The organism is Streptomyces sp. MNU76, from assembly GCF_020982545.1.
Classification (GTDB): domain Bacteria; phylum Actinomycetota; class Actinomycetes; order Streptomycetales; family Streptomycetaceae; genus Streptomyces.
Genome location: NZ_JAJKLK010000022.1, coordinates 372905 through 397522, shown reverse-complemented (window position 1 = coordinate 397522; position 24618 = coordinate 372905). Strand labels below are relative to the sequence as shown.

The window sequence follows — 24618 nt, the reverse complement described above, 5'->3', positions numbered from 1 at the left end:
CCGGTGGCCCGTGGTCAGCCGCGCACGTGCAGTCCAAAACCGGTGCGGCCTGCCGGCTCCAGTCCCTTCTTCAGGTGCAGCGAGGGGATCTCGTAGTCGCCGAAGTTCTGGGGCCGGAACTCGATCGGCTCGGTCGACTCCAGGGTGAGCAGGCGCTGCTTCCAGGCATGGGCGACGTCCGGGTAGTCCTCGGCGGTCATCCGGTCGGTGCCGTAGAGCACGAACGGGGGCAGCACCTCGATGCCCGGGTAGTAGAGGATGCCGTGGTGGATCGGGAACAGCAGGTCGTCGATGGGGCCATTGATCCCGCGAGGGGCGTAGTGCGACTCCGGGCCGCCGGCGGTCACCGACAGCAGGGCCTTCCTGCCCGCGAGGGTGCCTTCGCCGAAGCGCTCGCCGTACTGGGTGTCGCTGTGCTCACCGACGCCGTACGCGAAGTGGTAGGTGAACACCCGGTCCACCCAGCCCTTGAGGATCGCGGGCATGGTGTACCACCACATCGGGAACTGGAAGATGATCGTGTCGGCCCACAGCAGCTTCTCCTGCTCGGCGCGCACGTCCGGGGTGAGCGTCCCGGCGTCGAAGGCCCGGCCCGAGTCCAGGGCGACCTTCAGGGGGCTTGAGGCGTCGGGGCCGTAGTCCGCGGCGTCCACGACCGCCTTCCAGTTCATCGCGTACAGATCGCTCACCCGCACCTCATGCCCGGCGGTCTCCAGGGTGGACACTGCGAGGTCCTTCAGCGAGCTGTTGAGCGACTTCGGCTCCGGGTGTGCGTAGACGATCAGCGTCTTCATGGGAACTCCTGCTCCTTCGGATCGGACGCCTTCGATCCTGGGCGCCGCGGCTCCCAGCGTTCAGGGGCTCCTCTTCCGTCGGACGGGACTTCCTGGTACCGGCAGGGCCACCCTCACGGGCGCCGGCGCGGCCATACTTCGGTGCATGGACGACCTCGCCAGCTTCCTGCGGACCCGGCGTTCCCGGGTCGACCCGGCAGCCGTCGGCATCCCCACCGACAGCCGCCGCCGGGTCGAAGGGCTGCGCCGCGAAGAGGTCGCGCACCTGTCCGGAGTCAGCGTGGACTACTACGTACGCCTGGAGCAGGGCCGCGCGACCCAGCCGTCCGAGCAGGTCCTCGACGCGCTCGCCCGCGTCCTCGGCCTCGACGAGACCGAACGCGGGCACCTCGACCGGCTCGCGCGGCAGCGTCGCCGCCGCGCGAAGGCGCCGGTCGGGCGGGTCCGGCCGGAGCTGGTACGCGTCCTCGACCTGGTCGCCGACGCACCCGCGCTGATCATGAACCACCGCCTGGACGTGCTCGCCGGGAACCGCCTCGCCGTGCTCCTCTTCGGCCGGCCGATGCCGGGCCTGAACATCGCCCGGCACATCTTCCTCGAGGAGGCCGAACGCGGCCTCTACGCGGACTGGGAGGCATGCACCCTCGACGTGGTCGGGCACCTGCGCCTGGCCGCAGGCAAATACCCCGAGGACCCCCGACTGGCTCTGCTCATCGGCGAGCTGTCGCTGGGCAGCGAGCGCTTTCGCCGCCTCTGGGCCCGCGCGGACGTACGCGCCCGCACACACGGACGCAAGGCGTACCGGCACCCGCTGGTCGGACTGCTGGAACTGCACCAGGAGAACTTCGCACTACCGGACGAATCAAGCACGGAGCTGCTCGTATTCTCCGCGGCCCCCGGTACTCCCGCCGAGGACGGCCTGCGCCTGCTCGCGGGCCTGGGCACGGACAGCGGTGACACGCATCCCACAGTGAACGCTCAGATCCGCGAGTAACCCAACAAAGCCCACCCACCCACGGGAATGCCTCGGGGCTGACCGGGATCAGGCCCCCGTCGGGAGGGTTCTCGACTCCCGGCGGAAGGCCGAGACGCGGTCCATGCACACGGCCCTGGTCACGGCGCTGGCGCCGAACGGCGACCTCCAGAGGCCCTGGACCTCCTGGAGATGCCGAGTCGCAGTCGCCCCACTCGATCCGTGCGGACCTTGTCCGACCACCCTCCGGCCCTCTGGCGACGCCTCCCCACCCCTTGTCTGACTAGCCGTCAGATAAGACGATGAGGGCTCCGATCCGCGATCCATCAGACGGAGGAGCGGCCGTGCGATCACCGGACGAAGTCCGACTGGCCTACGGGATGCAACTCCCCGTCCAGTCGCAAAGCACCCTCTACGCCGAGCCCTGGGAGGCGGACGCCGGGCCGGAGGACCTGGCCGAGCTCGCACGGGTCGCCGACCAGGCCGGATTCGCGTACGTCGCCGTCTGCGACCACGTGGCCATCCCGCGTCGCCTCGCGCCCGCGATGAGCACGGTCTGGTACGACCCGGTCGCCACGCTCGCCTACCTGGCCGGCGTCACCGAACGGGTCCGGCTGCTCAGTCATGTCGCGGTCGTCGGGCTGCGCCACCCGCTGGTCACGGCGAAGCAGTACGCCACCCTCGACCACCTCTCCGGCGGCCGGCTGGTCCTCGGCGTGGGCGCGGGGCACGTACGGGAGGAGTTCGAGGCGCTGGGGGTGGACTTCGACCGGCGGGGAGCGGTGCTGGACGAGTGCGTGGACGCGCTGAGAGCCGCCCTCGGGCCGGACGAGTTCCCCTCCCACCACGGCAAGCTGTACGACTTCGAGGATCTGGGCCAGCGGCCCCGGCCCGCTCAGGCCCGGGTGCCCCTCTGGGTGGGCGGCTCGTCCCCCGCCGCCGTCCGCCGTGCCGCCGTCCGCGGCGACGGCTGGCTCCCGCAGGGCGACCCGCGCGACCGCCTCCCGGCCCAGATCGCCCGCCTGCGACGACTCCGCGAGGAGGCGGGGGCCACCGGGCCGTTCGTGGTCGGCGCGATCACGGAACCGCTGTACGTCGGCCAACCGAGCTGGGACGTGGGGCGCCGTACGCTCACCGGGAGCCCGGAGGCACTGGCCGAGTCGCTGCGGGCGTACCCGGCGATGGGCGTGGACCAGATACAGGTGCGGTTCCGGAGCCGTGACGTGGGTGAACTCGCGGATCAGATGGGAGCGTTCGGGGCCGAGGTGGGGCCGTTGCTCCCAAGGGGACCCGGCGAGGTCTGAGTGATGACTTCGTGAGCCGCCTGTGGACCACCTCCGAAGAGCTGACCGGCGTCACCTTCCCGGAGCCGACCACGGCAGTTCAAAACTGAAGCCGTGGCCGGACCGTCGAGTCGGCGATCCCGCGACGGAACGGGTGACCGCACTCGGTCGCACGGAGGCCCGGCCAACCGGTGCAGTGAGCCTATGGCCGGGCCGTAGGCCCACCGCAGCCTCCGGGTGCTCGGTTGATTCGCCAGGTGGCTCTCGAACTCGCTGATCACGTGGCTCCCGGATCGGGATTGCTGCTCAATGCAAGAGGGTGCTGAGGGTGGAGGACTGGGCGGAGATACGTCGGCTGCATCGAGCAGAGGACGCGCCCATCAAGGAGATCTCACGGCGGCTGGGGGTGGCCCGCGACACGGTGCGGGCCGCGTTGAACTCGGAGCGGCCGCCGAAGTACGAACGGGCCCGGCGTGGACGGGTGGCGGACGCCTTCGAGCCGTAGATCCGGGGCCTGTTGAACGAGTGACCGAGGATGCCGGCGCCGGTGATCGCCGAGCGGGTCAAGAGGCCGTACTCGATGTCGCCGATGGTGCAGAAGCCGGCCGAGATCCGGCCGGGACCATGGACAGACTTCGTGAGATCGTCCCCGACTTCGCGACCGACAACGCCCCGCTGTCCCGGAAAGAAGTCGAGACGGCTCGCGCTGTGCTGGGCCACGACCGCCTTACCCACCCGTGAGGGCTCTGCGGGCCGCTTGTTGAGGTCGTCAAGGTCTGATCGTGGAAACCGACGGCGCCGCCTGCCCCATGTCGCCGACGCGGCAGAGGGCAGGCGGCCGACCGTGTCGGGGGCTCACGGCAGCTTCGGAAGTTGCCCGGATCGGCAGCCGGCGCAGCTGCAAGGTGGCCAGTCGAGCGACTCCCGAACACGTTCGGGGTCGTGGGCCCTCAGGACCGTGAGCCGCCGCACGGAGTCGACGCGCTCACTGTCGGAGTCGACGCGGTAGACGCGGATGGTCAACCGGGAGGCCCCGTTCTCGGGGTACCGCCCGGCTTTCACCGCGCCGCCTCGCCCGTCACCGGCCGCCTCAACACGCCACCACCTGCTCGGCGCCGACGACATGACGGTCGAGATCGATGCCGAAGTCGGCGGCGAGGACCAGCGCGAGCCGCCGCCGCGACTGCCGCGCCTGCTCCCGCTCGTCGGCGACGAGGTAGGGACGGACGAGGGGGGGAGGCGGCGCCGTCGAGAGGGGTGTGCGTGTCCAGGCTGTATGGAGAACGCGGGGTCGAGAGCCGCGACGCGGATGGAACGGGAGCCTCGGGCACAGGCGTTGGGTGAACGGCGCGTCGGGCATCTCTCCGTCGCCTGCCGGTGCCGGGCACGAAGATGCCCAGCATCCAACGCAAGAACGCGTGGATAATGCTCATTGTCGTCAGCTCCTCTTCAGCTGGGGGCCATGCCCCGGGGCCGTGCCAGGCCGCCGGGGTTCTGACTGTGCTGAGCATACGCGTATTCGCGCATTCGCGGTCGCTCGATTACGCGAAGACGCATACGTTCGAAACATGGATCTTGACCGTGGCAAGCCAGTGTGGCCCCAGCTCGCGGATGAACTGCGCCGCCGGATCGACGTCGGTACGTACGCGCCCGGTAGCCGCTTCCCCGCTGTGGTGGACCTGGCCACGGAGTTCGACGTCGCCGCCTCGACAGTGCAGAAGGCGGTGGCATCCCTCCGAACGGAAGGCAGGCTCCGTACCGTGCTGGGGCAGGGGTCGTTCGTCGTTGATCAGGGGGCCTGACCGGCGTGTGATGAGGCTGCCGCTACCGCCGCGGTCGCATCAGGCGCAGGTCCTCGCCCCGCCCGTCCAGCACCGGCCCGTGCCCTCTGCGGTGGCACTCGGCCACCGCCCGGCGGATCAACGCACACCGGGACCCTACCGCCCCGCCCGGTCACCTCATGAGTCCCGTCCCGCACTCGTCCTTGCCTGCGCGCACCTGAAATCCCGTGCTTCTTGCGGGAGTTCAAGACAGACAGTTTCCGGCCGCCGCCGTGGCCCGTGCGGTGAACCTGTCAGACAGCTTGCCGGTTCGTTCTTGAAACTTCGAACAACTGACGTCGGAGGCACGTATGTAGGGGAGTCATGGCTTCGGCGGAAGGACACGCGAGGTGCGATCCCCCCGGCACGTCAGAACGTCCCAGCACGCAGGCACCCCCGTTTCGGCTGTTCCCGCACAACCCTCCCGGGTCACGGAACGCCCACCTCGCTCGACGGCACCCTCACCCCCCGGCCTGTCGGTCGCCCTGGCCTGCGAACCGGGCCGATGGCCGCACGAGGGCTGGCCGGGCCCCGACGACCGGTACGTGAGCAGCGCCCTGCTCGTCCCGCCGCCCTACGGTGAACTCCGTGAGACCGAGGCCGATGTCGTGGTCCTGCGCTGCGAGGACCCGTCGGTGTCCTTCCCGGTGCTGCTGGACGCCATGGGATCCATGAGCGCCCCGGTGATCGTCGTCAGTCCCCACCGGGACGCCCAGACGGTCGTGGAGGTGTTCCGGGGCGGCGCCGGCTACCTGGTCGACGGCGACTACTGCACCTGCATGCTCTCCTCCGCCGTCGTGGCCGCCACGGTCGGCCACACCTACTTCTCGCCCGTCGCCTGCGCCGCCATCCGGGACGCGGCACGGCAGCTGCCGCCGGAGCACGGGCGGGCGACGGAGCGGCTGCGTTCCCTGCTCTCGCCCCGCGAGCGCCAGATCATGGAGCTCCTCTCCACCGGCCTCGGTGCCCAGGAGATCGGGCTGCGGCTGACCCTGAGCGAGAAGACCGTCCGCAACAACCTCAGCAACATCTACGCCAAGCTGGATGCCCGGGGGAGGACGGAGGCGGTGCTGAGGTGGCTGGGAGCGGCACCCGGGGTTCGCGTATGAGAAGACCTGATTGAGTGTCCGAGGGAACGCCCGAGGGAACGCATGGGAACACTTCGGCGCCTTTCGTGGACCGCATGAAAAATCCCCCGCGCAGGGCACGGGGGATTACTCGACTTTCTCCGGGTGCTATTGAATGGTGACGTCGGAGAGCGGAACCTCGACGTCGGTCACATTCTCGCCACCCTGCTCGAATCCGGGTTCGGCGCGCGCACTGTTCCCACTGTTGAGGATTCCATCGGCCTGGGGCGTGCCGCACTTCACATTGCGCAACCAGAGCCGGCCGTCTGGTGTTCCGCTGGGCAGGAGTTGCGGGTAGAAGACATGATGGGTGGCCCCGCCCTCGCTGGGGGAGAAGAAGACCTTCTGGCCGTCCTGCTCCTCCTTGTACGTGGCCTTCATGAATCCGCTCACGTCGGTGCGCTTGTGGGACCACATGAAGAAGCCGATGTGGTCGGGCTGCACCGTGTCGCTCCGGCTGAAGGAGAACGAGGTCGCCGTGTCGTCACGCTTGATGTTGAACTCCTGCGTGGCGAACTTGTTGCCGACCGCGAGGATCGAGCCCGCCAGCGTCGTGCTGGCGTCGGCGGTGAAGCCGTCCTCGGTCTGAAAGATGCGGGTCACGGAGGTCGTTCCGCTGAAGGACGTGATCGCCGCGGTGGTGCTTCCGCAGTTGTCGCTCACGCTGGTGACCCGCTCGTTGGGGCCGAGGCTGTTCCTCTTGACCTGGACATCGACGAACTCGCAGCTCTCCAGTTTGTCCGAGTCCGTGCGGCAGTCCGCGGTCACTTCGTTGGGCGTGGCCGCACCCGCGCTGTACATCAGCGGGACGGCCATGCCGAGGGCGGCGATCGGGGCCAGCACGAGGGTGATGCGCTTCTTCTTGCTGCGGTGGCTGCTGCGCCGGGTGCTCGTCATGTGTGTCTCCTGCGAGGGTTATTGGGGGAAGGAGCTGGTGGGAGGGTGTTCTCGGGGAAGGAGAGTGCCATCCGGCGGGGAGAGGAAGGATCCCGTGGGGGTCTTCGCGGTGGGGGAGGCCGACGTTCGCCGGTCAGCAGTCCTCCAGCACGACGTTGCTTGTGCCGTCCGCGAGCCCAGGCTGGCCCGCGGCGCTCTGCAGGACGACCGGACCCTCGATGACTTCCGGCGCCACGAAGTTCTGCTCGGGCGTGGGGTTGGTCGCGAAGCCGCCGGGAGTGGCGTCGATACGCACGCGCCATTCGCCGGTCATGCGCTGCATCTTCGGCGTGAACGTCACGTGCATGACCTTGCCGACGGGAACTTCCCGCTGCTCCGACTTGCTGGCGGTGGTCGATGTGACGGTCATGTCCAGGGTGCCCTTGTGTTTCGACCAGGAAAGGTTCAGGACGCCGAACAGGCCGCCGAGAGCGCCCTGCTGGGTGGCGGAGTACTGGCCCTGGCCCTGGGCCAACGTCTTCGAGAACTCGGTCGTCACCTTCGACGGCTCGGTGGCGTTCGGCTCGCAGTTCGGGAAGTCGACGGTGACCTTTTCCGTGGGCCCGTCGAATGTCTCGAAGTTGGTCTCCACGAAATCACAGTTGCTGGACCCGAAATTGGGTCCGGCGATCGTATTGTCGCCGAAGTCCTCAATGCGCTGAGTCTTTCCGTTGAGTACCCGGGCCCGCTTGCACATATCTATGATCTGATCCGGCGTCTTCGCCTCGTCGGCGGCGTTGGCCGACGGCAGCAGGACGGTGGCGACAGCCGCGACCGTCACAACCGAGGACCCGATCGCGATGTACCGGACCTTCTTGTTCTTGAAGCGCCTCTTGGCTGCCATGACTGTCTCTCCTTGGGGGGTGCTTTACCTTCCGATGGAGGATTATTGGGGTTCCGTACAGTCGGTGGACAGAGTCAAATGTCCCTACTCTCCGGTCGCTTCTGATCGCATATGCAAGCTGTCGGCGCCTCTCTGACGCATCGTCAGATCTGGCGGTACCCTGACCTCGACCAACACACCGCGATGGGAGTCCCCATGGGCAAGCTCGACGGACGTGTCGTCCTCGTCACAGGTGCCGCGCGCGGCCAGGGCGAGCAGGAAGCGCGGCTCTTCCGGTCGGAGGGGGCCGAGGTGGTCGTCGCCGACGTCCTCGATGACCAGGGGGAGGCCCTCGCCAAGGAGATCGGCGCCCTCTACGTCCATCTGGACGTGAGCCGCGAGGGCGACTGGACGGCCGCCGTGGCAGCCGCCAAGGGGGCGTACGGACGCGTCGACGGTCTGGTCAACAACGCCGGCGTGCTGCGCTTCAACTCCCTCGTCGACACCCCGCTCGACGAGTTCATGCAGGTGGTGCGGGTCAACCAGGTCGGCGTCTTCCTCGGCGTCAAGACCCTGGCCCCGGAGATCGAGGCGGCCGGCGGCGGCACGATCGTCAACACCGCCTCGTACACGGGGATAACGGGGATGGCGTACGTCGGCGCGTACGCGGCGACCAAGCACGCCATCGTCGGACTCACCCGCGTCGCCGCGCTGGAGCTGGCCCGCAAGGGCATCCGGGTCAACGCCGTCTGTCCCGGTGCCGTCGACACCGCGATGACCGACCCGGGCGACGAGGTGTCCGCCGAGGCCGTCGACAAGCTCTACCGCAAGCGCATCCCGCTCGGCCGGATCGGCCGCCCCGAGGAGATCGCCCGCCTCGCCCTCTTCCTCTCCTGCGCGGACTCCTCCTACATCACCGGGCAGCCGTTCGTGATCGACGGGGGCTGGCTGGCCGGAGTGAGTCTCTGACCGCCCGCCCGAAGCACGCATCTGACGGTACATCAGCTATTGACGCTCCACGGGGCCGGTGGAACAGTCGGCCGTGTCAATATCTGACGGACAGTCAGAAGCAGCAGAGGATCTGACCGTGGGACGGTGAACCTCCTTGGAATTCGGGCTCTTTGTACAGGGATACGTGGGCAAGCGGGCCGAGACCGACCCCCTCGCGGAGCACAAGGCGCTGATGGAGGAGACCGAGTACGTCATCCAGGCGGACAAGTCCGGCTTCAAGTACGCCTGGGCCTCCGAGCACCACTTCCTGGAGGAGTACTCGCACCTCTCGGCCAACGACGTCTTCCTCGGCTACCTCGCACACGCGACGGACCGCATCCACCTCGGCTCCGGCATCTTCAACCCGCTCGCCCAGGTCAACCACCCCGTGAAGGTCGCCGAGAAGGTCACCATGCTCGACCATCTCACCGAGGGCCGCTTCGAGTTCGGCAGCGGGCGCGGGGCCGGCTCCCACGAGATCCTCGGGTTCATCCCCGGGGTGACCGACATGAACTACACCAAGGAGATCTGGGAAGAGACCATCGCCGAGTTCCCCAAGATGTGGCTCCAGGACGAGTACGTCGGCTTCCAGGGCAAGCACTGGTCGCTGCCGCCGCGCAAGATCCTGCCCAAGCCGTACGGGAAGTCCCACCCCGCGATGTGGTACGCCGCCGGGTCGCCGCCGTCGTACTCCATGGCCGCGCGCAAGGGGCTCGGCGTGCTCGGCTTCAGTGTGCAGAAGGTCTCCGACATGGAGTGGGTGCTGGAGAAGTACAAGACCGCCATCGTCGACGCCGAGCCCGTCGGGGACTTCGTCAACGACAACGTGATGGTGACGACCACCGCGATCTGCGCGCCCACGCACGACGAGGCGGTGCGCATCGCGGTCGACGGCGGGCTGCACTACCTGCCGTCGCTGGTCTTCCGGTACCACGACACGTTCCCCCGGCCGGACGGCTTCCCCGTGTGGCCCGAGACACTGCCCGAGTACAACGAGGAGCTCATCGAACTGCTCATCGAGGAAGAGCTGTTGATCTGCGGGGACCCGGACGAGGTGTTCCGGCAGTGCAAGCGGTGGGAGCAGGCCGGGGCGGACCAGCTGAGCTTCGGGTTGCCGGTGGGGGTGCCGAAGGAGGCGACGCTGCAGACGATCCGGTTGGTGGGGGAGCACGTGATTCCGAAGATCGACACGGATCCTGTGCATCGGACTTCGCGGTTCCGAGGAGCCGTCTGAGGTCCGAGTGGCGGCTGCGGGTCGTGGGGGCTGGCCGCGAAGTTCCCCGCGCCCCTTGAAGGCACAGGTGGCACCCATCCTTACCAGGCACCTCGGAAGGAGTGAGTCGTGCTCGACCATGTCATCAAAGGTGTGACCGTCGTCGACGGGACCGGTGCGCCCGCGTACGCCGCTGATGTCGGCCTGCGGGACGGCCGTATCGCCGTCATCGGGGAGGTGACGGAGGAGGCACGGTCCTCGGAGGACGCCGCCGGGCTCGTGCTCGCGCCCGGGTTCGTCGACCCCCACACCCACTACGACGCGCAGCTGTTCTGGGATCCGTACGCGACGCCGTCGCTCAACCACGGGGTGACCACCGTCGCGGGCGGGAACTGCGGGTTCACGCTCGCGCCGCTCAACCCCGCCCGGCCCGAGGACGCCGACTACACGCGGCGGATGATGTCCAAGGTCGAGGGGATGTCGCTGGTCGCGTTGGAGGAGGGCGCCCCCTGGACCTGGCACGGCTTCGGGGAGTACCTGGACGCGCTCGAAGGGCGGATCGCCGTCAACGCCGGTTTCATGGTGGGCCATTGCGCGCTGCGGCGGTACGTGATGGGGCCGGACGCCATCGGCGGGCAGCCGAGCCCCGAGCAACTGGACGCCATGCTGCGGCTGTTCCACGAGGCGATGGACGCGGGCGCCTGGGGCCTGTCGACCACGCAGTCCTCGACGCACAGCGACGGCGACGGGCAGCCGGTCGCGTCGCGGCACGCGAAACCCGCCGAACTCATCGCGTTGTCGCGGGCGGTGGGCGAGCACGAGGGCACCCAGATCGAGGCGATCGTCGCCGGATGCCTGGACCAGTTCAGCGACGACGAGATCGACCTCTTCGTCGAGATGAGCGCCGTGGCCGGGCGCCCCCTCAACTGGAACGTGCTGACCATCGACTCCGCCGTCCCCGAACGCGTGCCCAGGCAGCTGGAGGCGAGCGAACGGGCGCGCAAGGCGGGCGGCCGGGTCGTCGCCCTCACCATGCCGATCCTCACGCCGATGAACATGTCGCTGGGCACGTTCTGCGCGCTGAACCTGATCCCCGGCTGGGGCCCGATCCTGGGCCGGCCGGTGCCCGAGCGGATCGAGCGGCTGCGTGACCCGGAGGTACGGGCGGAGATGCTGCGGCGCGCGGACTCCAAGGAGGCCGGGGTCTTCCGGCGGCTCGCCAACTTCGGCCGGTACGTCATCGGCGACACCTACAGCGAGGCGAACGAGGGCCTCACCGGGCGGGTCGTGCGCGACATCGCCGCCGAGCGCGGGCAGGAACCGTTCGAGTGCCTGGTGGAGATCTGCGCCGCCGACGACCTCCGCACGGTCCTGTGGCCCATGCCGACCGACAACGACCCCGACTCCTGGACCCTGCGCGCCGAGACCTGGCGGCACGAGGACGTCCTCCTCGGCGGCTCCGACGCCGGCGCCCACCTGGACCGCATGTGCGGCGCGCCGTACACGACCCGGTTCATCGGCGACTGTCTGCGCGGCCGGAAGCTGGTCGGGCTGGAGCAGGCGGTGAAGATGCTCACGGACGACCCGGCGCGCCTCTTCGGCCTCCGGGAACGGGGTCAGGTGCGGGAGGGGTGGCATGCGGACCTCGTCCTCTTCGACCCGGAGCGCGTCGACGCCGGCAAGGCCACCCTGGTGCACGACCTGCCGGGTGACAGCCCGCGCCTCGACTCCAGGGCCATCGGCGTACGGGCGGTCTGGGTCAACGGTGTCGAGGCGATCCGCGACGACGTGGTGACCGGCGCCGTCCCCGGGAAGGTGCTGCGCAGCGGGCGGGACACCCGGACGGTGAGTACGCGGTGAGCGGGCCGGGGTCTTCGGCGGGGGCCGCGGAGGAGTCCGCGCGGCGCCGGTTGTTCATCGGCGGCTCCTGGGTGGAGCCGGACGGCGGGCACTACGAGGTGGTCGACCCGGCGACGGAGGAGGTCGTCGGGTGGGCGCCGGAGGCCTCGCGGGCCCAGACGCACGCGGCGGCGGCCGCCGCCCGGGAGGCCTTCGGCGCCTGGTCGAGGACGCCCGCCGCCGAGCGGGCCGCGATCCTCGCCCGTACGGCGGACCACATACGACGCCATCTCGTCCCGTACGCCGAACTCGCGCAGGCCGAGAGCGGCGCGACGACGGGGACGGCGCGGGCCATGCAGGTGGGGGTGGGCGCCGCCCGGTTCCAGCGGTACGCGCGCGTGGAGCCGGTGGAGGAGCCGATCGCGCCCCAGATCAACGAGGCCGGGCCGTTCGGGAGGGCGGCCGTGATGGGCGCCCTCGCCGTACGGCAGCCCGTGGGCGTGGTCACCTGTATCACCTCGTACAACAACCCCTGGGCCAACCCGGCCGGGAAGATCGCCCCCGCCCTCGCCATGGGCAACACGGTGGTCGTCAAGCCTGCCCCGCAGGACCCGCTCTCCGTCTACCGCATGGCGGAGGCCCTGGAGGCCGCCGGTGTTCCGCCGGGTGTGGTGAACGTGGTGAGCGGGTCGGGGCCGGAGGTCGGTGAGGCCGCCGTGGACTCACCGGACGTCGACATGGTCAGCTTCACCGGCTCGACGGCGGTCGGGCGGCGGATCGCGGAGGTGTGCGGGCGCGGGATGAAGCGCCAGCTGATGGAGCTGGGCGGGAAGGGCGCGGCGGTCGTCTTCGACGACGCGGACCTGGGCGCGGCCGTGGCCGGCATCGCCACCACCTTCACCTTCTACAGCGGGCAGATCTGCACGGCGCCGACCCGGGTGATCGCGCAGCGCGGCGTCTACGACCGGCTGGTGACCCAACTGGCGGCTTACGCGGCCCGGTTGCCGGTCGGTGACCCGCGCGAGCCGGGCACGGTGGTCGGGCCGGTGATCTCGGCGGCCCACCGCGACCGCGTCGAGGCGTATGTCGAACTGGGCCGCAAGGAGGGGGCGCGGGTGGTCACGGGAGGTGAACGTCCGCCGCACGAACGGGGTTTCTGGGTGGCGCCGACGCTGCTGGCCGACTGCGCCCCCGACATGCGGGTCGTCCGCGAGGAGATCTTCGGCCCGGTCGTGGTCGTCCTCCCCTTCGACGACGAGGACCAGGCCGTCGCGCTCGCCAACGACAGCGACTACGGCCTCATCGACTACGTCTGGTCCGGCGACGTCGCCCGGGCGTTCCGGGTGGCGCGGCGCCTCCGGGCGGGCGGCGTGGGCGTGAACACGGTCGGCCGCAACATGGAGGCACCGTTCGGAGGGTTCAAGCAGAGCGGGGTGGGGCGCGACGTGGGTTCGTACGCGCTGCACGCGTACAGCGAGACGCAGGCGATCGTGTGGCCGGGGTGAGTCGTCATCTCTGTCGCCTCGGCTTGCCGGTGACGCGATGATGTTCGAATGCGTGGGTTGGGTGGGGAGAGCGGGTCGAGCTGGTCGAGCGGGTCGAGTACGTCCGGTGGGGTCGGTGGGGTCGGTGGGCGTCCTCTGCTCTACCTGGACGTGGACGGGCCCCTGAACCCGTACGCCGCGAAGCCGGAGCGGCGGCCCGCAGGGTACTCGACCCACCGGATGAAGCCGCAGGGCTGGCTCGACCGGCATCCGGGCGAGCCGGCGGCGTACGTCAAGCCGTTGCGGGTCTGGCTGAACGAGGAGCACGGGCGGCGGCTGCTGGACCTGGGGCGCCTGTACGACCTGGTGTGGGCGACGACGTGGGGCGCCGAGGCGAACACGTACATCGGACCGGTGCTCGGGCTGCCGGAACTGCCGGTGGTGGAGTGGCCGGTGGTGGAGCGGCCGGGGGCGGCCCGGGATCGGCCGGCGCCCGGCGCGACGTCCTGGCCGACCGGCCTGTTCTGGAAGACACCGCGTCTCGTCGAGCACGCGGCGGGCCGCAGTTTCGCGTGGGTGGACGACGAACTGACCGCCGTGGACAGGGACTTCGTCACCGGACGCCACGGCCCAGCCGCCCTGCTGCACCACGTCGACCCCCGACTGGGCTTGCGGGAAGCGGATTTCACAGCCCTGGCCGAGTTCGCACGAGCCACCGGTCGACCGGAGGCGTGACGAGGCGTGACACGGACGAGACAGGCAGACCAGGACTGGTAAACGTGGCCGCGCTTCACCGGCCCGCTACTCGCGCCCAGCGTGCCCTCCTCGCTCTCAGTGTGCTCTGCCGAGAGCGCCGTGATTCCGGCCGCGGCCCGCACTTGAGCGGACCTCTCGAACTCCTTGGCGAGCATCTGTCGACGCAGTATCCGGGCCGTGTACGTGGAGGCGTTCCTCTTCGCCTTCACGAAAGCGGGCTAGTCATCGGGCAAGCTCTTCGCCATATCGACCGCCATGCCAAGGATCATCCTCCCGCCGCACTTCTCCCATCCTTCCACCAAAGTCACACCGTGATCGAGCTGCTGGCCGAACAGGCCGACGTTGATCGACTACCCTCCCCATTCCTGCCCATTAGGCCGGAGACGCGGGTGCAAGGGGGAGAACTACGTGATCGTCTGGGTGAACGGGGCCTTCGGGAGCGGTAAGAGCACCCTCGTGGAGGAGTTGCGGGGGCGGTGGCCCGACGCTCTCGTCTTCGATCCCGAGGTGATCGGGTACGTGCTGCGGGAGATCGTGGAGGTGCCGACCGGGGACTTCCAGGATCTGCGGCTGTGGCGGCGGCAGGTGGCCGGGTTTCTGGTCGGGCTGGTGGAGGAGTACGGGCAGGAGGACGGGCGGCGGCCGGTGCTGGTGCCGATGACCCTGGTGAAGCCCGACTACGTGGCCGAGGTGTTCGGTGCGATCGAGGCCGCCGGTGTCCCCCTCCACCACTTCTTCCTCCAGGTCCCCGAGGACGTACTGCGCGCCCGCATCGACGGCCGCAGCTTCACCCCGGACGATCCCGAGCAGGACGCGCGGGTCCGCCGGTGGTGCAAGGACCGCATCCCGGAGTGCGTGGCAGCGGCCGGTGTCCTCCCCTCCGGCACGGTGTTCCTGGACGGCGAGTCGAGCCCGGGTGAGCTGGCGGAGCTGGTGCTGAAGCGGGTGGGTGAGTGAGGCTGTGACGATGACCGCGACACCGACCGTCCCGTCGACCACGCACTCGTCCGGGCCGCGGCCGACGTCGCCCGCACGCGGTGCCGGGGCGACAACCACACCATGGCCGCCGCGGGACGCGCCCGGGACGGGCGGATCGTCACCGCCGTGAACGCCTATCACTTCACCGGGGGCCCCTGCGCCGAGCTGGTCCTGATCGGCACGGCGGCCGCCCAGGGCGCCTACGAACTGGACGTGATCGTCGCCGTCGGCGACCGTGACCGGGGCGTGGTTCCCCCGTGCGGCCGGTGTCGGCAGGTCCTCCTCGACTACTTCCCCACGCTCAGGGTCATCGTCGGCGAGGGCGACCGTCTCCGGTCCGTCCCCATCACCGACCTGCTGCCCGAGAGCTACGTCTGGGCCGACCACCAGCTCGACGCCGGGAACGAGTCGGATGAGTCCTAGGTTCTCGTGGGGGAAAGCCCACGGTCCGGGCGCTGTCGGCGGTGGTGGTGCAGCGAGTGCGGACCGGGCAGGGGTGGCACTGGCTCTTGGTGAACCGGGCCACGATCAGCGGGGCGGCGGTGGGCGGGGACGTCGGTTCGATGCTTGCCGCCATGCCGTCCGTTGATAATGGGGGCGCCAACGCCTGCGGTACTCGCCGTTTCCTGGCCGGAGCCGGCTCGCGCGTTGGCTGTCGGGGGCGTCGCGGCTGAGTGAGTGGGGTGGCAGAGTGATTCGGGTGCTCCTGGCCGATGACGAGGCATTGATTCGTGCCGGGATCCGGTTCGTGCTCGAGGTCGCCGATGACATCGAGATCGTGGCCGAGGCGGACAACGGTGCCGAGGCCGCCACAGATGACGACGGCGATTCCAGCGAGGGCGAGGAAGGCCGTCTTGGACTTCCTTCGTGATGCCTCGTGGAAAGGCCCGTCTTCGGCCTGGGCACGGGAGGGAAGCAAAGCATCTACGGGTCGGCTGGAGCGGATTGACAGGGTTTGGCTCATTGTGCCGGGGTTTTGTGGCGCAGGGGAAGCTCGGCGGTGAGGGCGTGGTCGCCGGTGATCGGGTCTGTTCCGGCGGTGAAGTCGCCGCCGGCCAGGTGGGCGCGTTCGCGCAGGCTGGCCAGTCCCAGGCCGCTGCTGGGCGGCGGGACGGCGGGCGGGCGTGCGGCGTTGTGTACATGGATGGTGAGTTTGTCGGCGTCCACGGTGACGGTCAGCCGTGTGGGCGCGCCCGGGGCGTGCTTGTGGACGTTGGTAAGGGCCTCGCGCACGATGCGGTTCACCGCTCGGCGGATGCCGATGTCGGCGTCGGTGAGGTCGTCGCCGCGCCAGGACAGGGTGAGGGGCAGGCCGGCGTGCCCGGCCTCGGCGACCAGGTTGCCGACGTCCTCGCGCGTGCCGACCACCTGTTCGGTGCCGTCGAGGCGTTCGGCGCCGTCGAGGCGCAGGATGCCCAGCACCGTGCGAAGCTCCTCGAGTGCGGTCCGGGAGGTGGTCCGTAGCAGGTCGGCCTGCTCGTTGACCTCGGGGGCCATGGTGCGGGTGCGTATCTCCAGGGCCCCGGCGTACAGGACGATCAGGCTGAGCCGGTGCCCGAGCAGATCGTGCATCTCGCCGGCGATGCGCGCCCTTTCCTGCATCCTGGCCTGTGACTCGCCGAGCAGGTTGGCGCGTTCCAGCAGTGCGTTGCGTTCGTGCAGGGCTTCCATGGCCCGGGCTCGCTCCCCCTGCCGCATGCCGATGGCGCCCGGCAGCATCACCAGGGGCACGGTGAAGACGACGACGAGGCCGGCATCCGCGAGGTCGAACTGCAGCCCCGCGAACTGGTCGAACAGGCTGGCCGCTGACTGCACGCCGGTGGCGAGCGCCAACGCGGCCACGGCGCGGCGGGTGTCCGGCACCTGGCGGCCCACCGCGTAGGCGAGCATCACGCTCACCGGCCAGAGAAAGACCGACAGGATCGTGCTCGGCCAGATCAACGCCACCATCGCGACGCCGGTCCCGGCCAGCAGCGAGGTGACCGGCCGGGTGAACCGGCAGAGCAGGGCGACCGCGGCTGCCAGCAGACCGATCGCCGTGGCGGGCTGCCCAGGCACGCTGATGACGCCGGTGACGATCGCCGCGGCGGGCAGGAACAACCACCACGCCAACAGCAACCTGCCCTGTCGTGCCAGGTACTGCCAGGTCGTCACGGCCTCGGCGGTGACGACCTCGGCGAGTTTCGCCCAACCGGCCACGGCTCCTCCACGACGACGACGGCGGTGGGCGGCGAGCCGGGCGGTCATCGGACCGGTGACCGCAGCCGCGTCCAGGCCGCACAGGCCGGGGTCACCAGCCACAGCAGAGCAGCGAGATCGGCAGCCCGTGTTCGGCGCCGAGCGTACCCGAGGACGGGGGCCGTGGTCACCGTATCCGGTCTCGGCCAGGAGTTGGCCTCGGTCGAGCGAAGGGTCAGTGCGCCATGCCACGCCGCGTCTCACCGGACGAACTTCGCCAGTTTGGTGGTGCTGTTGAGCAGGTGCTCCAGCGGTCCGCGGCTAAAGAAGCGCGACCAGAGTGTGGCGAACAGGATCGACCCGGCGATGAACCCGAGCAGCGGCACGAAGGTGCTGGTGGCACCTTCGGGCAGCATGGCATAGCCCGCTACGTGGGCGACGTAGAGCGTCAGGGACATCGTGCCCACGGCGATGAGCGGGCTCGCCAGTCGGCGCAGCCACGCCAGCCGGGCCATGGCCACGGTCGCGCAGAGGAGCACGGTGATCGCCACGCCGAGGCTGCCGACGATCTCGAAGGTCGTACCGCTGTGCGGCTCGGATCCCAGCAGCGACAGGGCCATACTGCCCACATCCGTCTTGTCCTGGAGGGCGTCAAGGGCCGCCGACCTCGGCTCCAGGGCTTCGATGGACTTCGTATCCAGGTCCGCGAAGATGTCCTTCAGAGGGGCCTCGTCTGCCTGAATTGACGGGGTCAGTCTGACTGCCAGCCAGGAGCTGCCGTATCCGAGCGCCATCAGCGCGGGGCCGAGCGCGGCCAGCCGGCGTTGCACCGCGCCGGCGGCCAGGTCGAGCCGGGCCAGCGCCATGCCCGCGATCACGAACGGCATCCAGGTGATCGCCGGATAGGTGCCGTAGAGGAGCAGGCTCAGCAGTCCTTCGCCGCCCAGCCGGGCGATCGGGTCGTACGTGATGAGGGTCTCCGCCACCGACTCGCTCAGCAGCCACTGCAGGCCGAACGCCGCCTGCGGCGCGACGACCGCGAGCACGGCCGCAGTGATCGCGAGGGTCCTGGCCCGCAGCCGGACCAGGGGCAGGGCCAGCAGGAAGTACACCCCGTAGAAGGCGAGAATCACCGCGATCCCGGTCTTGAGCATCGTCAGCGCGGTGCCCAGTGCCAGCAGGACCAGGGCACGGATCACGATCCGGAACCTCGCCTGCCGGCCGGCCAGGCCGGTCTTCGGCTCCCGGCGGCCCGCGATCAGCATCAGCGAGAACCCGGCCAGGGTGGCGAACAGGACCGACGACCGGCCCTGGGTCAGTTCCAGCAGCCAGCCGCCGAAGCCACCCACGACCTCGGCGGACGGCGCGACGTGTACCGCGAACATGCCGAACACCGCCAGCGCGCGGGCCAGGTCCACCCCGACCAACCGCCCCACCGACGGCCCCCGCTCGACCACGCCCGCGGGTTCAGCCGGTGCCATGTGCCGCGGAGGTGACATGTCGTGTGAGATCTCTGTCTGCGTCATGCGACCAAGGTCGCCGGTCCGGACACCCTGACGCCTCTGCCGAGCTTCCAGACCGCATCCGCCGAACGGCAGAGGACGCCGAGCCGATCGACCATCACCGCAAGCGACTCCGGTCCGCAGGGTCTCGAGCTCGCGGTCGGGCGCTGTCACGTTGGTTAGCCACGGGTGGGATGATCTTCTGGCTGATCGTGCTGGAGGGGGCTGTCCGTGGGGGCCGTGTCGCCGTCGTACAAGGGGCATCGGTACCCGGTCGAGGTGATCTCCTATTGTGTGTGGCTGTACTTCCGCTTTCTGCTCAGCTTCCGTGAGGTCGAGGAGCTGATGTTCGAGCGCGGGATCGTCGTCTGTACGAGACAGTGCGCCGCTGGTGCGCCAAGTTCGGGCAGCGGTACGCTGATTCGCTGCGCCGGCGGCATCCCCGGCCGGGTGACACATGGCACCTGGACGAGGTCTTCATCAAGATCAATGGAGAACAGAAGTACCTGTGGCGGGCCGTCGACCAGGACGGCGACGTCCTGGACATCCTCGTGCAGAACCGCCGGGACAAGGCCGCGGCCAGGCGCTTCTTCCGCCGTTTGATGAAGAAGACGCACGTGGTGCCGCGGGTGATCGTCACCGACAGGCTCCGCTCCTACGGCGCCGCCCACCGCGAGGTCATGCCATCCGTCGAGCACCGTCAGTCGAAGTACCTCAACAACCGGGCCGAGAACAGCCACCAGCCCACCAGACAGCGCGAACGGGCGATGAAGGGCTTCCGCTCAGTGGGCGGGGCCCAGCGGTTCCTGTCAGCGTTCAGCGGCATCTCACCCCACTTCCGGGCAGCCGACCCCCGATGACCGCTGCCGCCCACCGAACCGAGATGAGCATCCGCTTCGCCATCTGGGAGCAGATCACCGGCGTCGCTGGCCTCGCCACCGCTGCCTGAGCACAGCCCGGAACCGAGCTGCACCACGCCGCGACGCCATCAGACACGTACCCTCCCAATCAACGTGACAGCGCCCCGAGGATTGGTCGTCGTTCCGGCTACCGCTGAACCAGAGAATTCGAACCATGTCGGCCGCCGTGCGGCGCCGTGCCGGCTTCTTCGCGTACACCGCGGTAAGCGACAACAGGATGATCAGCAGCAGGTAGAGCAGCACGACCGCAAGCAAGGCCCACACCAGCAGTGGAACCCGGGCGATGAACGGCAGAAACGCCGTCACGGCAACCCCCGTCAAAGTGTCAGAGCAATCTCCGCACTGACGGGGCGGCTTACCGCAACGGCCAGCGCCCGATCCGACGATCTTGGATCGTCGGCCGGGTCCACCCTCCCCTGAATTGGCTTGGGGGGAAGTGCCGTTGCGTACTCTCCGGTGGTCGTGAGCCACCTGCCGAGCGGTCCCGGTCGAGAGCTGCCTCAAGAAGTGCCATACCGTCCGGCGCGGCGACCACGGTGGCGCGCGAGTGCTCGGCGAGCAGCGCGGGCGCCAACCGCCGGCCCCGGGTCTCCTTGGTCTTCTCCATCTTCTTCACCTTGGCCTTGAGCACCCGGCGGGCGCGGGCGGCCACGGTCTTGTCGAGGACCAGGGCCGTGGTCGGTGACGACCATGCCGGACAGACGGCGGTCGATGGTCGAGGGCGCCGTGAAGGTGCCCGTGCGCCAACCGGGCTGGACCCACAGCCACTCGACGAACCCGGGCAGCGACCCGGGCATGAGCTCCTACAGCTTGGCGAGCGCGTCGGGGGTGAACGCCGCGGCGTTCGTCGCCGCGGTGGTGCCCGCCGGTCCGGCCGACGCCGGCAGCACCAGCGAGGGGGTCACGACGTGCCGAACATCCGTACTCGTCTCGGTCTGCTCCATGACGTCCCGTCACGCACCTTTGTTCGTAGTGCTGTTTGTCGCATCTGGGTCACGCATATGTGAGCGGTCAGGTGCCGGTGCTCGACGCAGTACCCCCCGCACGTGTGCCAGGTCCGGGACGATTCGCGTGACGACGGTGAGCACCCTGGCCGAACTCCTTGCCAAGGACCCAGGCGACCGGCCCGCCAGTGCCGCCGATGTCCGTGACCGCCTCAGCCCCCCAGCCGCGTCCTCGCCTCCCGGACCACCGCCGGCCCTGCTGGCAGAGCCCAGCCACCGGCTTGTCGGCGCCGCCACCGGCGGCCTCCGGCCCCCACCCGCCCGGCCTGCCATGGCGAAGCCCTTCCACCAGCTTTGGACGTACACCACCAGCGACAAGGTCTATTCGTCGCCGGCGGTCGTGGACGGCACCGTCTACATCGGCAGCCTCGACAAGAAGGTGTACGCGCTGGACGCGGCCACCGGCACACCCCGCTGGACTCACACCACCGGCGGCGTGGTCCTTTCGTCGCCGGCGGTCGTGGACGGCACCGTCTACATCGGCAGCCTCGACAAGAAGGTGTACGCGCTGGACGCGGCCACCGGCACACCCCGCTGGACTCACACCACCGGCGGCGTGGTCCTTTCGTCGCCGGCGGTCGTGGACGGCATCGTCTGCATCGGCAGCCTCGACAAGAAGGTGTACGCGCTGGACGCGGCCACCGGTCCCGACTGTCTGGGAGGACCCGTTCGCCGCGACAGCCTCGTCTACAGCACGCCGAGCAGGGCGTTGTCCTCCCACTGGTCGACGACTTCGAGGTAGCCGGCCAGCACCTTGGAGTGCGGGGCCCACCCGCCCTGTCTGGCGATGACGATCTGGTCATGGCGCTTCAGTCGAGAAGACGTCGCGAGCCCGCGGCGGGGGCTGTGGCCGGTGAAGCGGACCTCGATCCCGGCGCGTTCGCCGGCGCGGGTGACGATGTCGCCGATCGATTCGGGCTGCAGCCCGCTGTCCATGGCGGTGTGCCAGCGGTTGTGCAGGCGGCGCCAGGCGTACCCGTCCGGGTCGGTGAGGTCGGCCGCCTCCTTCCACGCCTGCCAGGCCCGGACCGGGCAGATCGACGGCCGGGAGCCGTAGGGGACCGGGACGACACGGGGCCGGACCTTGGACACGCGCAGGTCGGCCCGGATGCCGCCGGGGGTCTCGGCGTAGTCGCGCACTCGGTTGAAGGCGAGTTCGTGTTCGCGGCCGGCGACGGCGAAGTGCATGAGGACGAGGGCGCGGTCGCGGATGCCCATGAGGTTGTCCGGGCAGGCGGCGCTGATCTTTACCAGGTGCTCGACGAGCAGCGGCGGGGCCTGGCCCCGGCCGCGGGTCTCCCCGTTCTCCTCCATCTCCTTGACCAGCTGCTTGAGCCGGTTGCGGGCGAGGCGGGCGACGCCGTCCTCCAGCCGCACGCCGTGCTCGGCGCGGGCGGAGACGACGGTGCCGGAGATGCGCCGGTCGATGGTGGACGGCGCGGTGCACGTCCCCCGGTCCACAGCCACTCCACGAACATCACCAGCGTGCCGGGGGTGACGGCGAGCACCGGCACCTCGCAGGCGGCGCAGAACTTGCTCCAGCTCGCCCAGTCCTGGGCGTAGGCGTCGCGGGTGGCTACCGGGCGTCCGTCGGCCACGGTGCGTACGGCCTGGCGGTCGATGTGTTCCAGCGCGGCCCGGGTGGCGGGGTCGTAGGCCTCCGGCCGGGCCGGCGCCGCAGGGATGATGACCGCTTCAAGCGTCTTCTGGCTTTCTGTCATGCTCCGCCCTGTTCATCAGATTTGTGCGCTTCTCCGGAGCCCGGATATGGGGTACATATGCGTGATTCAGATGCTACAAACGGCACTACAGATAAAGGTGCGTGAAGGGACATCATGGAGCCAGCCGACAGCGACAGCCCCGATTTCGGCAGCCTGCCGCACCGGCCGGCAACTCCGCGGGCACAGATGCCGTGGCCGCAGGCGACAGCCCACTTCCCGCCGCCCCGAGGCGGGTTCACCGGCCACATCGGGGAGGTGGCCGAGCGGATCGAGATCGTCTGTACGACGGCGACGCGCTCCCCACGGACGATCCCCCTCCACCATGATCAACCCGGCGATCATCCCACCCGCCCAGCCAACTTGACAGCGCCTCTGGAACGGATCGATTCTCCGATCACCCGACGGCGGCAGGTAGCAGGGCGAGCCCACGCCAAGCCAAGGCTTCAGTCCACCGGTCCGGGACGTCGTTCCCTGCGCAGGCGGTTGGCCTTGGCGGAGTCGGGGGACTGCAAGTCGGGGTCTTCAAGCAGTACGTGGGGGAGTTCGACGAACGCTTCGTGTACGTAGTTGTGGAAGGAGACCGGGGCGGGGGCGGTGTGGGGAAGAGGGAGTACTCCGAACTGGATGTAGTGGAGCATTTTGCGGTGTAGCTGTCCGGGAGCAAGAACGGTGAGGAGGGTGCCGAAGTCGCCGTTCTTGAAGTGGGAGGCGGTGACGAAGCATTCGTCGGCGCTGTTGTAGACGCCGTCGTCACCTTTGTAGCGGTGGTTGAGGTCTTCGCCGTGGATGCAGGCGGCGGGGATGCCGCGGGCGGTGAGGTAGTCGCTGCCTGCTTGGCTGAGGCTGATCTTGTCGGCAGTGCCCTGGAACATGTGACGGCTGCCGGGTACGTACAGCTCGACGTTGAGGCCGTCCGTGGTCAGCTGGTTGTAGAGCTCGTGTGCGCGGTTGAGGCGTGCTTCGAATTCTTCGTTCGGGCGTATGCCGTCCACGAGGGGGTGCTGGGCTGCGACTTCGATGAGTGCCGAGGGGCGGCCGCGGCGTGCCGCCATCAGCGCGTGGGCCTGTTGCAGCTTCTTCTCCCACGCTGCCCGCGCGTCGGTCGCGTGTCCGGGGATATCCGTCATGCGGCCATGCCTACCCGGGTCACGGGCCGAGTAGTTCTGTGCTCCCTCGTGATGTGACGACTTCCCAGGTCCGTTCGAAGTGGCGTACGCAGACGTTCAGGAGGGAGCGGTCTCCGCCATTGAGAGCGAGGGAGGCGGTCTCCGGCGCCCGGGCGGGCGGGAGCGTAAGGGTGAGCCACCCCCAGTGGTCGTCGCAGAGGACGAGGGTGGACCGCAGATGGGTAGTGAAGTAGCCGATCTCCACAGTGCCGAAGGAGCTTAGGGGTCGGCCACTGCCCGAGTTGGGTACTTCACGGACGATTTCCAGCAGTCGTTGGCGGACGACGGCGACTTCTTCGGAAATCTTCACGCCCCGAGGGCCATGGGCGGATTCCGACTCTTCGACGTCCGCGAGGAAGGTGCCCTCAGGATCGGGGAGCAGTATCTGAATGCGCCCGCCGTCTCTGACGGAGTCGATGAAGGACTGCTTATAGATCTCGAGGAGACGGACGGCGCTGGTCGACATGATGCGGGTGGTGCGGGCGCGTGCCAGGTTTTCCCGCATCTCGGATCCTGCGACGCCGTCAATGCTCACTTGTCCGATGCCCAGACGGGTACACGGATCAAGCAGGTCGGCGTGGAGTGCTCCGAACTGCTCGGGAATGGAGTCGGCCCGTACCCAGCCCACTGCCGAACTCTCCCGGGTTGCTCGGTTGAGTGCTGAGGTCACCGCTGTTGCAAGGTTACTGGGGTCACTCCAGGTGGCCCGGACCAGATCGGCCTCGACCCGCGCGATGAACGCGTCACGTTGGCGTCGTCGCTTGGCGGTCGGTTCCACCATCCCCGACCGCAACGAACTGATGTCTTTGTGAACGAAGGCGTACAGGGGCTTCTTCGCCTGGGCGGCGTAGAGGTATTCGCTCTCGGTGTAACTGAGATCGTTTTCAGGGTTGATTGACCCGTACATGCCCGCGATGACCAGAACGTAGAAGTCGCATTCGTCGATGAAGCGCCTGATGATCGGCCAGGCCTTGTCTGAGCTCGCGGGGAAGTGCTCCATACCCACCGGGATGAACTGGTTCAACAGAAGCGCGTCCGTCAGGATGCGGCGCTCCTCTTCAAGGTCCTTGCGTGTGGAGCTGATGAATACCTGGTAGCGCTTTTCCACCTG

At 69.1% G+C, this 24618-nt stretch carries 23 protein-coding genes and 3 pseudogenes; 15 read left to right on the top strand and 11 right to left on the bottom strand.

Annotation, left to right across the window (positions count from 1 at the left end; genetic code table 11):
• Positions 1–14: 14 nt before the first annotated feature.
• The gene (locus E4N62_RS36945; RefSeq protein ID WP_230221568.1) at positions 15–794 is read right to left on the bottom strand and encodes an NAD(P)H-dependent oxidoreductase; all 780 of its coding nucleotides are present in this window, start codon (positions 792–794) and stop codon (positions 15–17) included.
• A 145-nt stretch (positions 795–939) separates the two neighbouring features.
• Here E4N62_RS36945 and E4N62_RS36940 point away from each other — a divergent pair, with 145 nt between their 5' ends.
• From E4N62_RS36940 to E4N62_RS36930, 3 genes and pseudogenes are all read left to right on the top strand, one after another.
• Entirely contained in the window at positions 940–1788 is an 849-nt protein-coding gene (locus E4N62_RS36940) for a helix-turn-helix transcriptional regulator (RefSeq protein WP_230221566.1), read from the top strand.
• Between the two features lie 359 nt (positions 1789–2147).
• Entirely contained in the window at positions 2148–3071 is a 924-nt protein-coding gene (locus E4N62_RS36935; RefSeq protein ID WP_230221727.1) for an LLM class F420-dependent oxidoreductase, read from the top strand.
• Between the two features lie 298 nt (positions 3072–3369).
• Positions 3370–3711: pseudogene (locus E4N62_RS36930) on the top strand (IS21 family transposase); the annotation flags it as partial.
• 429 nt (positions 3712–4140) lie between these two features.
• On the opposite strand, the gene E4N62_RS36925 reads toward E4N62_RS36930, so the two are convergent.
• Complete coding sequence (locus E4N62_RS36925; protein WP_308186115.1) at positions 4141–4410, bottom strand: hypothetical protein; 270 nt, start codon at positions 4408–4410, stop codon at positions 4141–4143.
• A 208-nt stretch (positions 4411–4618) separates the two neighbouring features.
• On the opposite strand from E4N62_RS36925, the gene E4N62_RS36920 reads away from it, so the two are divergent.
• Together E4N62_RS36920 and E4N62_RS36915 are read left to right on the top strand one after the other, a co-directional pair.
• A complete protein-coding gene (locus E4N62_RS36920) occupies positions 4619–4852 on the top strand; it encodes a GntR family transcriptional regulator (protein ID WP_230221564.1) in 234 nt (77 codons plus the stop codon).
• Between the two features lie 563 nt (positions 4853–5415).
• Positions 5416–5979: a LuxR C-terminal-related transcriptional regulator gene (locus tag E4N62_RS36915; RefSeq protein ID WP_374117152.1), complete on the top strand. Its 564-nt coding sequence runs from the start codon at positions 5416–5418 to the stop codon at positions 5977–5979.
• A 126-nt stretch (positions 5980–6105) separates the two neighbouring features.
• Here E4N62_RS36915 and E4N62_RS36910 read toward each other — a convergent pair whose 3' ends face one another.
• Both E4N62_RS36910 and E4N62_RS36905 read right to left on the bottom strand, forming a co-directional pair.
• Positions 6106–6894, bottom strand: a complete 789-nt coding sequence (locus tag E4N62_RS36910) for a hypothetical protein (RefSeq protein ID WP_230221561.1) — start codon at positions 6892–6894, stop codon at positions 6106–6108.
• Positions 6895–7027: 133 nt separating this feature from the next.
• Complete coding sequence (locus tag E4N62_RS36905) at positions 7028–7777, bottom strand: hypothetical protein (RefSeq protein WP_230221559.1); 750 nt, start codon at positions 7775–7777, stop codon at positions 7028–7030.
• 195 nt (positions 7778–7972) lie between these two features.
• On the opposite strand from E4N62_RS36905, the gene E4N62_RS36900 reads away from it, so the two are divergent.
• The 8 genes and pseudogenes from E4N62_RS36900 to E4N62_RS49825 all read left to right on the top strand — a co-directional run bounded on the left by E4N62_RS36900 (position 7973) and on the right by E4N62_RS49825 (position 15887).
• Complete coding sequence (locus E4N62_RS36900; protein WP_230221556.1) at positions 7973–8725, top strand: SDR family NAD(P)-dependent oxidoreductase; 753 nt, start codon at positions 7973–7975, stop codon at positions 8723–8725.
• 136 nt (positions 8726–8861) lie between these two features.
• Positions 8862–9980: an LLM class flavin-dependent oxidoreductase gene (locus E4N62_RS36895; RefSeq protein ID WP_268270204.1), complete on the top strand. Its 1119-nt coding sequence runs from the start codon at positions 8862–8864 to the stop codon at positions 9978–9980.
• A gap of 108 nt (positions 9981–10088) precedes the next feature.
• Positions 10089–11819, top strand: coding sequence for an amidohydrolase family protein (locus tag E4N62_RS36890; protein ID WP_230221554.1), 1731 nt, complete (start codon positions 10089–10091; stop codon positions 11817–11819).
• On the top strand, positions 11816–13303 hold the full coding sequence (locus E4N62_RS36885) for an aldehyde dehydrogenase family protein (RefSeq protein WP_230221552.1): 1488 nt from the start codon (positions 11816–11818) through the stop codon (positions 13301–13303). The genes E4N62_RS36890 and E4N62_RS36885 overlap by 4 nt, the downstream gene beginning before the upstream one ends.
• A gap of 48 nt (positions 13304–13351) precedes the next feature.
• Positions 13352–14017: a hypothetical protein gene (locus tag E4N62_RS36880; RefSeq protein ID WP_230221550.1), complete on the top strand. Its 666-nt coding sequence runs from the start codon at positions 13352–13354 to the stop codon at positions 14015–14017.
• A 429-nt stretch (positions 14018–14446) separates the two neighbouring features.
• The gene (locus E4N62_RS36875; protein ID WP_230221547.1) at positions 14447–14995 is read left to right on the top strand and encodes an AAA family ATPase; all 549 of its coding nucleotides are present in this window, start codon (positions 14447–14449) and stop codon (positions 14993–14995) included.
• Positions 14996–15025: 30 nt separating this feature from the next.
• Positions 15026–15439, top strand: a pseudogene (locus E4N62_RS36870) (cytidine deaminase); the annotation flags it as partial.
• Positions 15440–15716: 277 nt separating this feature from the next.
• Positions 15717–15887 carry a hypothetical protein gene (locus E4N62_RS49825; protein ID WP_374117151.1) on the top strand — a complete coding sequence of 57 codons (171 nt, stop codon included), beginning with the start codon at positions 15717–15719 and terminating at the stop codon, positions 15885–15887.
• 89 nt (positions 15888–15976) lie between these two features.
• Here E4N62_RS49825 and E4N62_RS48925 read toward each other — a convergent pair whose 3' ends face one another.
• Complete coding sequence (locus E4N62_RS48925) at positions 15977–17317, bottom strand: sensor histidine kinase (RefSeq protein ID WP_230221546.1); 1341 nt, start codon at positions 17315–17317, stop codon at positions 15977–15979.
• 137 nt (positions 17318–17454) lie between these two features.
• Positions 17455–18720 carry a DUF418 domain-containing protein gene (locus E4N62_RS36855; RefSeq protein ID WP_230221543.1) on the bottom strand — a complete coding sequence of 422 codons (1266 nt, stop codon included), beginning with the start codon at positions 18718–18720 and terminating at the stop codon, positions 17455–17457.
• A 216-nt stretch (positions 18721–18936) separates the two neighbouring features.
• On the opposite strand from E4N62_RS36855, the pseudogene E4N62_RS36850 reads away from it, so the two are divergent.
• A pseudogene (locus tag E4N62_RS36850) lies at positions 18937–19645 on the top strand (IS6 family transposase).
• Here the strand turns inward: E4N62_RS36850 and E4N62_RS36845 are convergent.
• Together E4N62_RS36845 and E4N62_RS36840 are read right to left on the bottom strand one after the other, a co-directional pair.
• Positions 19611–19922, bottom strand: coding sequence for a hypothetical protein (locus tag E4N62_RS36845; RefSeq protein WP_230221541.1), 312 nt, complete (start codon positions 19920–19922; stop codon positions 19611–19613). The pseudogene E4N62_RS36850 and the gene E4N62_RS36845 sit on opposite strands and share 35 nt — an antisense overlap.
• A 497-nt stretch (positions 19923–20419) precedes the next feature.
• A complete protein-coding gene (locus E4N62_RS36840) occupies positions 20420–20560 on the bottom strand; it encodes a hypothetical protein (RefSeq protein ID WP_230221539.1) in 141 nt (46 codons plus the stop codon).
• 127 nt (positions 20561–20687) lie between these two features.
• Between E4N62_RS36840 and E4N62_RS36835 the strand changes: the two genes are divergently transcribed.
• Positions 20688–21362: a PQQ-binding-like beta-propeller repeat protein gene (locus E4N62_RS36835; RefSeq protein WP_230221537.1), complete on the top strand. Its 675-nt coding sequence runs from the start codon at positions 20688–20690 to the stop codon at positions 21360–21362.
• On the opposite strand, the gene E4N62_RS36830 is transcribed toward E4N62_RS36835, so the two are convergent.
• From E4N62_RS36830 to E4N62_RS36820, 3 genes are all read right to left on the bottom strand, one after another.
• Positions 21308–22081 (bottom strand): integrase, encoded by a 774-nt coding sequence (locus E4N62_RS36830; RefSeq protein ID WP_230221534.1) that lies wholly within the window; start codon positions 22079–22081, stop codon positions 21308–21310. The two genes, E4N62_RS36835 and E4N62_RS36830, sit on opposite strands and share 55 nt — an antisense overlap.
• A 703-nt stretch (positions 22082–22784) precedes the next feature.
• Complete coding sequence (locus E4N62_RS36825) at positions 22785–23468, bottom strand: hypothetical protein (RefSeq protein ID WP_230221532.1); 684 nt, start codon at positions 23466–23468, stop codon at positions 22785–22787.
• A gap of 19 nt (positions 23469–23487) precedes the next feature.
• The gene (locus E4N62_RS36820) at positions 23488–24615 is read right to left on the bottom strand and encodes a DUF4062 domain-containing protein (protein ID WP_230221530.1); all 1128 of its coding nucleotides are present in this window, start codon (positions 24613–24615) and stop codon (positions 23488–23490) included.
• Positions 24616–24618 lie beyond the last annotated feature (3 nt).

What these genes read in the sequence shown, in the direction of transcription:
- E4N62_RS36945 (WP_230221568.1), bottom strand. Translation starts at nt 794, where the DNA reads ATGAAGACGCTGATCGTCTACGCACACCCGGAGCCGAAGTCGCTCAAC.
- E4N62_RS36940 (WP_230221566.1), top strand. Translation starts at nt 940, where the DNA reads ATGGACGACCTCGCCAGCTTCCTGCGGACCCGGCGTTCCCGGGTCGAC.
- E4N62_RS36935 (WP_230221727.1), top strand. Translation starts at nt 2,148, where the DNA reads ATGCAACTCCCCGTCCAGTCGCAAAGCACCCTCTACGCCGAGCCCTGG.
- E4N62_RS36925 (WP_308186115.1), bottom strand. Translation starts at nt 4,410, where the DNA reads ATGCCCGACGCGCCGTTCACCCAACGCCTGTGCCCGAGGCTCCCGTTC.
- E4N62_RS36920 (WP_230221564.1), top strand. Translation starts at nt 4,619, where the DNA reads ATGGATCTTGACCGTGGCAAGCCAGTGTGGCCCCAGCTCGCGGATGAA.
- E4N62_RS36910 (WP_230221561.1), bottom strand. Translation starts at nt 6,894, where the DNA reads ATGACGAGCACCCGGCGCAGCAGCCACCGCAGCAAGAAGAAGCGCATC.
- E4N62_RS36905 (WP_230221559.1), bottom strand. Translation starts at nt 7,777, where the DNA reads ATGGCAGCCAAGAGGCGCTTCAAGAACAAGAAGGTCCGGTACATCGCG.
- E4N62_RS36900 (WP_230221556.1), top strand. Translation starts at nt 7,973, where the DNA reads ATGGGCAAGCTCGACGGACGTGTCGTCCTCGTCACAGGTGCCGCGCGC.
- E4N62_RS36880 (WP_230221550.1), top strand. Translation starts at nt 13,352, where the DNA reads ATGCGTGGGTTGGGTGGGGAGAGCGGGTCGAGCTGGTCGAGCGGGTCG.
- E4N62_RS36855 (WP_230221543.1), bottom strand. Translation starts at nt 18,720, where the DNA reads ATGACGCAGACAGAGATCTCACACGACATGTCACCTCCGCGGCACATG.
- E4N62_RS36840 (WP_230221539.1), bottom strand. Translation starts at nt 20,560, where the DNA reads ATGGAGCAGACCGAGACGAGTACGGATGTTCGGCACGTCGTGACCCCC.
- E4N62_RS36825 (WP_230221532.1), bottom strand. Translation starts at nt 23,468, where the DNA reads ATGACGGATATCCCCGGACACGCGACCGACGCGCGGGCAGCGTGGGAG.